Origin of the sequence: Catenulispora rubra, assembly GCF_015356825.1 — a bacterium.
Taxonomy (GTDB): Bacteria; Actinomycetota; Actinomycetes; order Streptomycetales; family Catenulisporaceae; genus Catenulispora; species Catenulispora rubra.
Genome location: NZ_JAACYW010000403.1, coordinates 1 through 8,514 on the forward strand (window position 1 = coordinate 1; position 8,514 = coordinate 8,514).

Sequence of the window (8,514 nt, forward strand, 5' to 3'; positions counted from 1 at the left end):
ACCCGCAGCAGATCGATCCCCCGCTCCGCCGCCTCCCGCTTGGCCCGCTCGACCAGCGTCCGCCCGACCCCGCGACCCGCGTGCCGCCGCGAGGTGATCAGGAAGTTGACATACAACTCCTGCTCCTCCGCCTCCGGCACGTACGGTTGCCGCTCCTCGGTGATCACCATGGCTCCGAGCGGCGTCCCGTCCTCGTCCTCCAGCACCCGCAGCCCGCCGGTGCCGGCCCGCTGCTCGAACCCCTCCCGGCGCTTCGCGTTGCCGGTCCAGGGCTCGGTCCCCCACTGGCCGGTGTTCCCCCGGGCGTTCATCCACGCCACCGCCTCGTCCCCGAAGCGCAGGATCAGCGGGACGTCCTCGGGGCCACCGACGCGGATCCGCACGAGTCTCTCCTCACAAAGTGTTCACGTGAATGCGCGTCAGATATAACCGCAGTTCACCGATCCCTCGGCCAAGCGTTATAGAACTCCGCCTCATGAGAATCTACCTCGCGTCCAAACGACGCCTCGCGGTCTCGGCGGTCGCCCTGGCCGTGGGCTCGGCCCTGCTGGTCCCGGCCACGGCCATGGCCGCCGGCCGGCACCACGGGCAGCCGACCACCTGGAAGCTGTCCGGCCAGGTCACGCCGGCCACGCTGAAGGGTGGGCCGTGGACGCTGGGCCAGACGCCGGCGACGTACGGCTCGCCGACCGCCGGCTACTGCGACGCCAACGGGAACGTCACGCGCAACCCGGGTACCGAGCTGTTCCAGCCGGCCTACTTCCCGAACGTCACCGGCAGCGGGCAGCACCTGCGCGGCTTCTTCGACTACCGGCCGAAGGACACCGATGAGGCGGTGCTCGCCGCCAAGTCCGACGACGGCGGCAAGACCTGGACCTACCAGGGTCAGGCTCTTGAGTCGCAGAAGGGCCAGTGCCCCTCGCCGGCGCTGAACGACGACGGCCAGGGCCACCCGACCGTGCTGCACGTGGGCGGGAAGGACTTCCTGTACACGCTGACCCGGCCGACCGCCGACACCCCCGGCTCGCAGCTGCTGGTGCACCGGATCGACGCCGACGCGCACAACCCGCTGGCCAAGCTGCCCTCGGCGCAGGCCGTCGGCACCGGCGCGAAGACCACGCTGACCGCCGCGGTGACGCTGCCGGCCGCCACGATCCCGGCCGCCGACACCTCGGCGTTCGAGATCCCGGGCACGGTCCGGATCCAGACCTCGGCCGGTCTGCAGGACGTGCGCTGCACCGACTCGACCGCGACCTCGTTCGTCGGCTGCACCGGTGGCACGGGCACCGCGGCCAGCGGCGCCGCGGCCGGCACCTACCCGGTGGTCCCGGCCGACACCCAGGCCACCACCGGCCTGGTCTCCCCGGACGGCATCCTGGGCGTGCTCCCGGCCAAGGACGGCCGCTCGGTGACCGTGCTCTACGTCGAGAAGCAGCTGAACTACTTCAAGACCGCCGACCAGGCCAACGCGTGCGCCGTCCCGTTCGCCACGCTGAACAAGATCGGCGAGGGCAAGAACAAGGCGCCGTACTTCGGCAACAACGAGGACCGCTCCACGGTGCGCAGCGCCACCACGCACGACGGCATCCACTTCACCGACAACGGCCCGGTCTCGGGCCTGGGTGACAACGAGAGCACCAGCGCGACCGCGACCCGGTTCGTCAGCCCCTCGGGCACCGTGGTGAAGAACCCCGACGGCACCCTCGGCCTGTTCTACGCCGGCGGCAACTGCTACGACGGCGACAGCGACGGCTTCCACTACATCGGTTACGCCACCAGCAAGGACGGCGTGAACTGGAAGACCGTCGACGGCTTCACCAACCCGCTGCTGTCGGTCGACACCTCGTTCCCGCAGACCACCCCGGGCCTGTACTACAGCGGCCGCATCTACGGCCCGCAGGTCGTCCTGGGCCACGACGGCAAGACCGCGACCATGGTGTTCGCCGGCTACCGCACCCCCAAGCCGCTGCCGAAGCCGGGCACGGTGCTGGGCACCGACCCGAACACGCTGTACACGGTCGGCGCGAGCGACCTGGCCAGCTACCGCAGCATCCTGACGGTCACGCTGACCACCAAGTAGGACCAAGCGGGACTGAGCAGGGAAACGGTCAGCCGAAGTCAGGCGGGAGCAAGCGCTAGTAAGACTCCTGACTCAGGTGAGTAAGAACGCTTAGATAAATTCGCGCGGCCCGGGAACATTCCCGGGCCGCGCGGCCGTTCTGCCGTTTATGGAGCCGATGGACATCATGGCGGCGCTGCTCACCGTCGAAGGCCGTGACAACCCCTATCCGCTCTACGACGAGGCACACCGGCTGGGCGCCGTCATCGACGCCGCGGAGGGCTTCGTGATGGTGCCGTCCTACGACGAGTGCGACCATGTGTTGCGCAACGCCTCGTTCGGGGTCTGGGACGTCGACTGGCGTGGCCGGGCCTGGGACGACGAGCAGCAGCGCAGGCCGTCGCTGCGCAGCATGGAGCGCTCGGTCATCTACGCCAACGCCCCCGACCACGGACGTATGCGTTCCCTGATCTCCTCGGTGTTCACCCCGCGCCGGGTGGCGGCGTTGGAGCCGATGATCGAGCAGGCCGTCGAGGCACTGCTGGACCGGGTGGCCGAGGCCGGCGCGGACGGCGCGGCCGTGGATCTGATGGACGACTTCGCCTATCAGCTCCCTGTCTCAGTGATCTGCGACCTGCTCGGCATCCCGGCCGAGGACCGCGAGACGTTCCGGGTACTGGCCACCGAACTGGCCGCGGTCCTGGACTACGTCGACGACCTGAGCCGCCTGGACGGCGCCGACGCGGCGTGGCTGGAGCTGGAGCTGTACTTCGGCGGGCTGTTCGCCGAGCGCCGCAGGTGTCCGCAGGACGACCTCGTCAGTGCCCTGATCGCGGTCTGCGACGCCGACGGCTCCCGGCTGAGCGGGGCCGAGCTGCTGTGCAACCTGGCGTTGCTGCTGATCGCCGGGTTCGAGACCACGGCGAACCTGTTCGGCAACGGCGTGCGCCTGCTGTTCGAGCACCCGGAGGTCGGCACCGGCCTGCGGCGCGGGGACCTGCGCTACGCCGGCTTCGCAGAGGAGGTCCTGCGCTACGACTCACCGGTGCAGCTGACGACGCGGATCGCGCTGACCGACGGCCTGTCGGTCGGCGACGTCCCGGTGCGGCCGGGGGCGGAGATCGCGCTGATGATCGGCGCGGCGAACCGCGACGCCCGCCGCTACGAGGAGCCGGAGCGCTTCGACCCCACCCGGACCGCGATCGGCCCGCTGAGCTTCGGGGCCGGACCGCACTTCTGCGTGGGATCGGTGCTGGCCCGGACCGAGGCGGCGATCGGCTTCCCCCGGCTGCTGGAGCGGTTCCCGGCGCTGGCGGCGGCCGGGGCGCCGACGCGGAACCAGCGGTTTGTCCTTCGCGGGTACGAGCACCTGCCTGTTACGGTGACTTGAGTTTTTCCGCTTTCCGGGGGAGATGCCGCCATGACTCAGGCTGAAGACGTGATCACCGACGCCGGCGCCGATGCCAGCACCGACACGGTCGTCGCCGACACCAGGCCGGACTTCGACCGCTTCGAGCCCGGCACGGTCCTGCTGTCCGGCATCGTCGGCTCCACCGCCTACGGGCTGTCCGGCCCGGGCTCGGACGTGGACCGCCTCGGCATGTTCGCGGCCCCGACGCTGTCCCTGCTGGGCCTGCACACGCCGCGCGACAGCCACGTCACCTCGGCCCCGGACGTGACGTTCCACGAGGCGGCGAAGCTGGCCCGCCTGGCCCTCGGCGGCAACCCGACCGCGTCGGAACTCCTGTGGCTCCCCGACGACCTGTACGAGCTGCGCACACCCCTCGGCGACGAGGCGATCGCCCTGCGCACCTCGCTGCTGTCCGCACCCCGCGTCCACGACGCCTACCTCGGCTACGCCACCCAGCAGTTCCGCAAACTCCTGTCCCGCGACCCCACCTGGACCCACCGCAAGATCGCCAAGCACGCCCGCCACCTCATGCGCCTGGTCGACCAGGGCCACGAGCTCTACACCACCGGCCACGTCACCATCCGCCTGACCGACCCCGAGCGCTACCGCGCCTTCGGCGAACGCGTGGCCGCCGACCCCGAAGCCGCCCGCCCCTTCATGGCCGACGCCGAGGAACGCTTCGCGACGGCGCGTTCGGTGCTACCGCAGGAGGCTGACACGGCTGCGGCCGAGGACTGGGTGCTGCGGGTGCGGAAGGCTTTCTGGGAGGGGTGAGCGGCCGCCGGGATTGTGCGACGACGCCGGCAAGCCTCACTCAAACAGCCCAGCCGCCAAGCAAGCGCAGAACAACGACAGCCCGTCGCGCACCTGTGGCCTCCTCACAGAAGCCTGCGATCGCGCGACGCGCAGCCGCGCCTGACCAGGTACCCCGTCACCGATGCGCCGTCAGAATCGGCTGGTAGTACCCGGAATCCGGCGGCTCGATCCACTGCACGTCCCGGAACCCGACCGCCGTCGCGAACTCCGCGAGCTGTGCGCGCGTCAGAGCCCAGTACGTCGCGCGCCGGACCCGCACGTCCCACTGGTCGCCGCCGGAAGGCACCAGCTGGAAGTGCTCCATGTCGTAGCGCTCGCCATCGGGGTGCCAGTGCCACAGTTGGAAGGCGATGGCGCGGCCGGCCTCTTGTTCGGAGACCTGCGGCGATGTCGTGGTGGGACGCTTCGCGCGCAGTTCGTCGTAGTCGCGCACGGTCAGGACCAGGAGGCCGTCGGGGCGCAGGACGCGGCGCATCTCGGCCAGACCGGCGGTGAGGGCGTCCGGTGTCAGCAGGTGCGTCACGGAGTTGTCGGCGCTGAGCACGACGTCGAACACGCCCTCTGCGAACGGCAGTGCGCGCATGTCGGCCGCCGCGGTCGGCAGGCTCACGCCGCGCGCCGTGGCCTCGCGGGCGGCGCGGGTCGCGGCCCGGGGGCTCAGGTCCGTGCCGATCATGCTCGCGCCGCCGAGCCGCGCCAGGCCGATGGCCTGCGTCCCGATCCCGCACGAGCAGTCCAGCACGCGCCCCGCCGACCGCTTGGTGCCCGCCTCGATCACCGCGGACAACACAGTGGCCTGATACTCCATGCTGACGTCCCAGTCCTGGAACATCAGGTGGTAGTCGTCGGCCAGGTCGTCGTAGAACGAGCGCATCTCAGTAGCCTGTCAATAGCGTCCGGTGGTGCCCCAGCGGCGTCCCGATCGTTCGCGACCGCAACCCCCACAGCCTCACACCAATGGGACCGGATCGTCCAACGCCCCCTCGCTGCGCCACCGCTTCATCTCCGCGGCGGCGACCCGGTGCCGCTCGGCCTGCGCCTGCGCGCTCGACCGCCCGCCGTGCGCGTCCGCTCGTTCAGGGTCCAGATGAGCGCCGCGCCCCGACCGGGCCCCGCCGACGCGCCCCGCCGACCGTGCCGCCACCCGGCGCGCCGCCGCGGCCGCCGCCTTGTCCTCGCGCACCGCCGCGAGCATCGGCTGCGCCGTCCCCTCGGCCATCGACGCCCGGACCACCGGCATCATCCGCTCCAGCGAGCCGGCCCGGTTCAGCTCGACCGCCCACGCCACCTCCGGCGCGGACAGCTCGGCGAGCCGCACGTACGAGCGCAGCCGGGTGGCCGGCGTCAGATCGGGGCCGGCGGCGGCCACGACCGAGCGCACCCACGCGACCTGTTCCTGCGGCGCGGCCTCGACCATCTCCAGGAACGCCTCCTCCCCGCACAACCGCAGCATCGCCCGCAGCCCGCGCAGCACCGCCTCCGGCTCGTCGCGCACCGCCTGGAACGCCAGCCGCCGCGCAGTCCCGCCGGCGAACTCGTGCACCTGCACCGCGCGGGTGACCTCGGGCTCGGTGTCGTGCTCGCACGCCAGCCGGGCCAGCACGCTGTCCGGCGTGAAGGGGTTCTCGGCCAGCCGCATCCGCAGCGCGGTGTCCCCCAGCGACCCGAACGCGTGCCCGACCAGCTCCCGGCACAGCGGCGCCTGCGAGGCCATGTCCAGGATCAGCGAAGCCTGCTCCCGCAACGCGGTCCGCTCCGCCTCGGACGGCTCCTTGTGCATCGTCGCGCCCGAGGCCAGGAACGCCCGCGCGGCCAGCGGCGGGGCCAGCGCCAGGACGACATTTGCCGCTCGCCAGCGCTGCCCCGACATGTCCGCGGCGGCGCGCTCGTCCTGCGCGGAGCGGCGCAACCCGCGGGCGATGACGCCGCGCCCGGAATCAGGCCTGGCCTTCACCAGCGCGGCCAGCGGAGTGCGGGCGGTGTCCACTTCGCGCACCATCCGGGCCCAGTACTGCGGCCCCGCGCTGTCGCCGCGCAGGATCGCGCGCGTGACGGCGTCGCCAACCGTCACGATCTCCGGCTCCATCACCAGCGTCACGGCGACCGCGGCCGGACACACGTGCCGCACGATATCCGCGGGCCGGATCGTGCCCAGCCGGGCCCCGACCAGCGCCACTTCGCGCAGGTAGCCGAACTCCACGGCCGGGTTCGGGCTCTGGCGGAAGGCCGCCACGGCCCGCTCGTAGTCGTCGATCGTGGGGTGCGAGGGCACCGGCGGGGTCGGCTGGCGGCCCTGGGGGTGCCCCGGGCGTCCCCGGTCCTCGACTCGGTTCACGGCTCCCCCTCCGCAGCCTCCCCGGCACCGTCGCCGACCGCCTCGACCAGATCGACGAGCTGCGCGTATTCCAGGGGGCCGGCTTCCATCAGCCGGCGCACCATGATCCGCCACCGGTGTGCGTCGTTGTCAAGATGCTGCCGCACCGCGTTTTCCAAAGGCCAGCGTGCGGGATCGTCGGGATGCGGAGTGTACGCCAGATCCGGGTCCGGTACGGTGACCCCCGGGATGTCGGTCTGCGCGACCGCGCCGGCACCGGCGAGCAGCGGCTCGATGTCGCCGCTGGCCATCGAGGCCCGTACGGACGAGCCCGCGTACTCCAGCCCGTTCGGCGCGGACATCGCGGCGTCCCACACCGGCTCCGGTCCGGCCTCCGCTGCCAGACGTCCGTAGAGCAGCAGGGAGGTGTCAGGGCCCAGATACCGACCGAACTTCTTCAGCAGGAAGTGCAGACGTTCGGTGGTTGGGGCTGCGGCGATGAGCTGGTAGACGCTGGCCTCGCCCATGTTCTCGACGAAGTGCAGGATCTGCGGCCACGCGGTCCCGGACTGCTCCAGCATTTCCAGCGCGGCGTAGCGGACGCCGGGGTCGGCGACGTCGTAGAGCATGGCCAGCCGGGTGCCGATCGGGTCGACCGGGTCGTGCAGAAGCCGGTGGAGGATGGCGGCCGGCGTCACCGGGTTGGCGGCGAGGGCGCGCCGGGCGTCGAATCCGGCGTCGTCGGCGAGCGCGCGGGCTACCAGGCCCGGGGCCAGCGGGCTGCCTTCCAGGAGGGCCAGCTCGAAGGAGTTCAGTTCTCCGGGGCCGTCGGACAGGACCTCCAGGCCGACGTGCGGGCGTGCGAAGGCTAGGAGCACGTTGGCGCTGGGGACGTCCTCGGCTGCCTCGTCGAGTTCGTCCTCGTCCGGGATGGCCTGCTGCGGGCCGAGGACGGCGGTGGAATCGATGAGTTCTGCGACGGTGCCGGTCCAGATGAAGGAGCGCACGAGCAGGGCGGTCCACAGCGGCACGTCGTCGCCGAGGCGCCTGTCGAGGAGCGCACGCAGCTCTTCGGCCAGGTCGGCGCGGCCTCGGGCGGCGGGGAGGATGTCGTCGGCGGTGCGTCGCCAGGTCAGGTCCAGGACGGCGCTGGCCGGGACGGCGTGTTCGATGACGTCGGCCGCGGTCAAGGAGCCGAGAGACAGACCTCTGATGATCAGTTCACTGACGGCGGTGCCGAACTCGGGGTGTTCCTCGAAGCCGTCCCATCGGTCCCGGAGCGTTTCTACGGCTGTGGCGATCCGGCGGAGCGTGGTGACGTCGGGCGCGCCGACGTGCCAGGCGGCCTGCGGGTAGCTGGCGAGGAGCTGGTGGCGGACGTCGGCGGGGATGTCCTCGCGTGCGGCGGCTTCGTCGAGGCCTGCTACGCGGCCGAGGAAGCGGCCGCGGTCGCCGGCCACTGCGTCGTGGTCGGCGGCTAGGGCTAGTACCTCGTCCCAATCCAGGCGCCAGGAGCGGGATCCGGCGCCGGGGCGGTCCCAGCGCTGGACCCAGGACTGGTCGCGCCAGCCGGGCTGGTGGGTGGGGATCGGGCCGGGGAGGCCGAGGACGCGGGCTGCGGTGAGGGACAGGGCCGGGTCGCGGGCGCCGGCCAGGACGCGGAGGAGTTCGAACTCGGGGTCGCCGGTGTCGGTGTCGGCGAGGTGGTCTGGGGAGATTGGGAGGACGGCGGTGGTGAGGAAGGCGGCGAGCTTGGCGCGTAGGTCGGGGGGGACGATCGGCTCGCCGTTGGAGCCGAGGCGGTCGCGGAGGATTGCGGAGCGGACCCAGGGGATGCCTAGCTGTTCTAGGCGGCCGAAGAGGGCGCGGTCTATGTCGGGGTCGGCTAGGGCTAGGACTGTCGCTTATACACAT

General features: G+C 71.8%; 8 protein-coding genes. 4 read left to right on the forward strand and 4 right to left on the reverse strand.

Going from position 1 to position 8,514, the window contains the following annotated elements:
• On the reverse strand, positions 1–383 hold a 383-nt coding region (locus GWK61_RS50355), incomplete at its 3' end, for a GNAT family N-acetyltransferase (protein WP_194921031.1).
• Between the two features lie 92 nt (positions 384–475).
• Between GWK61_RS50355 and GWK61_RS50360 the strand changes: the two genes are divergently transcribed.
• The 3 genes from GWK61_RS50360 to GWK61_RS50370 all read left to right on the forward strand — a co-directional run bounded on the left by GWK61_RS50360 (position 476) and on the right by GWK61_RS50370 (position 4,244).
• On the forward strand, positions 476–2,080 hold the full coding sequence (locus GWK61_RS50360; protein WP_194921033.1) for a glycoside hydrolase family protein: 1,605 nt from the start codon (positions 476–478) through the stop codon (positions 2,078–2,080).
• Positions 2,081–2,237: 157 nt separating this feature from the next.
• Complete coding sequence (locus GWK61_RS50365) at positions 2,238–3,449, forward strand: cytochrome P450 (RefSeq protein WP_228564303.1); 1,212 nt, start codon at positions 2,238–2,240, stop codon at positions 3,447–3,449.
• Positions 3,450–3,479: 30 nt separating this feature from the next.
• Entirely contained in the window at positions 3,480–4,244 is a 765-nt protein-coding gene (locus GWK61_RS50370; RefSeq protein ID WP_194921035.1) for a nucleotidyltransferase domain-containing protein, read from the forward strand.
• 157 nt (positions 4,245–4,401) lie between these two features.
• Here GWK61_RS50370 and GWK61_RS50375 read toward each other — a convergent pair whose 3' ends face one another.
• From GWK61_RS50375 to GWK61_RS50385, 3 genes are all read right to left on the reverse strand, one after another.
• Positions 4,402–5,160, reverse strand: a complete 759-nt coding sequence (locus GWK61_RS50375; RefSeq protein WP_194921036.1) for a class I SAM-dependent methyltransferase — start codon at positions 5,158–5,160, stop codon at positions 4,402–4,404.
• 75 nt (positions 5,161–5,235) lie between these two features.
• Complete coding sequence (locus GWK61_RS50380) at positions 5,236–6,621, reverse strand: hypothetical protein (protein WP_194921037.1); 1,386 nt, start codon at positions 6,619–6,621, stop codon at positions 5,236–5,238.
• Positions 6,618–8,060, reverse strand: a complete 1,443-nt coding sequence (locus GWK61_RS50385) for a hypothetical protein (RefSeq protein WP_194921038.1) — start codon at positions 8,058–8,060, stop codon at positions 6,618–6,620. The genes GWK61_RS50380 and GWK61_RS50385 overlap by 4 nt, the downstream gene beginning before the upstream one ends.
• 117 nt (positions 8,061–8,177) lie before the next feature.
• Between GWK61_RS50385 and GWK61_RS50390 the strand changes: the two genes are divergently transcribed.
• On the forward strand, positions 8,178–8,363 hold the full coding sequence (locus GWK61_RS50390) for a hypothetical protein (RefSeq protein ID WP_194921040.1): 186 nt from the start codon (positions 8,178–8,180) through the stop codon (positions 8,361–8,363).
• Positions 8,364–8,514: the final 151 nt, after the last annotated feature.

Bases quoted from the DNA above. Each gene is read 5' to 3' on its own strand.
- GWK61_RS50360 (WP_194921033.1), top strand. From the start codon at position 476: ATGAGAATCTACCTCGCGTCCAAACGACGCCTCGCGGTCTCGGCGGTC.
- GWK61_RS50365 (WP_228564303.1), top strand. From the start codon at position 2,238: ATGGACATCATGGCGGCGCTGCTCACCGTCGAAGGCCGTGACAACCCC.
- GWK61_RS50370 (WP_194921035.1), top strand. From the start codon at position 3,480: ATGACTCAGGCTGAAGACGTGATCACCGACGCCGGCGCCGATGCCAGC.
- GWK61_RS50375 (WP_194921036.1), bottom strand. From the start codon at position 5,160: ATGCGCTCGTTCTACGACGACCTGGCCGACGACTACCACCTGATGTTC.